A 1,660-nucleotide genomic window follows, 5' to 3' on the forward strand; every position below is an offset into this window, starting at 1 on the left:
GGCGGCTATGGGGCGGGGGCGGCTATGGGGCGGGCGACCAGGGCAAGGCCCGGGATGGCCTGCCCGCGCTGATGTCGCAGATCCCGCTGCTGCATATGTACAAGGCGGCCCTGCTGGCTGGCGTGCCGCTCACCCAGACTTGGGGCATGGARGACAAGGTGCGAGCCGACCTGGAGGCGGACCCCCGCATGGTGCAGGTCTGGAACCAGTACATGCGGTGGAGCCGTTGCGAAGGCGGGCCCTAYAACGAGCAGCTCAGCCAGCACTACGCGCGCTTTTTCCAGTGGCGTGCGTGGCTGCTGCGGCGTTTGGAACAKMGCCCTTTCTACCTCGCGGCCAATCCCCAGGACCAGATGGACCTGCAGGAATCGAATGACCGCCTCAAGGGCGACCTGGTRCTGGTGCGATACCGGGCCGCGCCCCATCGTTCCCCTTATGGGGATCGCAACCCGCTCATGCTGTCGCCCCAGGAGCGTGCCGGGGCCAACCTGATGCAGTCGGCGCGCAATGGTCCGCACAATCCCAACCATCGCATTCCCTATCCGGTTAACCCTGACGAAGTGAAGGAGTTCCAACAATGAAGCGCTATATCGCSGCACCGCGGCGCATTGCCCTCGGCAAGGCCATTCTCCTGTCCCTGTTCCTGGCCGGCTGCGCTGGCGGCAGCGGCATCTCGACTGATCGCTCCGACAAGTTCGTCTATGCCTCGCTTGGCGGGGTCAACCACACCGCCAAGTACATCCATTGGTTCTCCATCGATGGGCAATGGGGCGGCAATATGCGCGCCTACGGCAGTACGTCGGGAACGTGTTGCGTCGGCGTGCCGCGGGTCTACCGTCCCGGCATGCAGGTCGAGGTCAGCTGGAACGCGCCAGAGGGCAGGAAGGACGTCATCAAGACCAAGGTGGTCGAGGTCGAGCCCTACACCAAGGCAGGCACCATCTATGCCCACATCTATCCGAACGACGTGGTCCGCGTGGTCGTGTCGGCACTTGACGGCCCACGCAACCCTAATCATCCCATTCCCTATCCGGTCAATCCGAACAAGTCGAAGGAGCCCCAACAATGAAGCGCTATATCGCTGCCCCCGACCGCACGCTCACGCCAGATCCGGCCAAATGCTGCAGCCTGACGCCGGGCGAGGTTATGGGCATATTGGGGATCAAGCTCGCCGGCCACTCTGAGGGCAAGCCGGTATGCAATACCGTGGTCAACGTGGGGCTGTTCTTCGATGGCACCAACAACAATATGGAGCGCGACTACAAAAAACCGGAAGCTGCCAAGCGCTTTCATAGCAATATCGTTCGCCTGCACAATGCCTATCCTCCGGAAGAGAGAAATAAGCCGGGGGAGAGCGAGTACTTTTACCGCGTCTACCTGCCAGGCGTGGGCACGCCCTTCCCGCAAATTGGTGAAATGGGCGAAAGCACCTACGGGCGGGCCTTCGCCGCCGGCGGGCAGGCCCGCATCCTGTGGGGCCTGCTGCAGATCTACAACGCCGTGCACCGAGCGGCCTTTAGTGACCGGGCCATGATGGACGATGACGAGATCGCCGCGAAGATCAAGGACTACGAGCGCCGCGTCGACCACCAGCAGCGGCCCGACCCGGAGGACCCGCCGCGCAAGCGCAAGGACTGGTTCGCGCCGCTGACGCAGGAAC

1 protein-coding gene and 2 pseudogenes are annotated in these 1,660 nt (G+C 63.4%); all 3 read left to right on the forward strand.

Annotated elements, in window-relative coordinates:
• A pseudogene (locus AC1DT6_RS40430) lies at positions 1-581 on the forward strand (hypothetical protein); the annotation flags it as partial.
• On the forward strand, positions 578-1,069 hold the full coding sequence (locus AC1DT6_RS40435; RefSeq protein WP_441637741.1) for a DUF3304 domain-containing protein: 492 nt from the start codon (positions 578-580) through the stop codon (positions 1,067-1,069). The pseudogene AC1DT6_RS40430 and the gene AC1DT6_RS40435, both read left to right, overlap by 4 nt.
• A pseudogene (locus AC1DT6_RS40440) lies at positions 1,066-1,660 on the forward strand (hypothetical protein); the annotation flags it as partial. The gene AC1DT6_RS40435 and the pseudogene AC1DT6_RS40440, both read left to right, overlap by 4 nt.

Source organism: Cupriavidus sp. 01L45, from assembly GCF_056399885.1.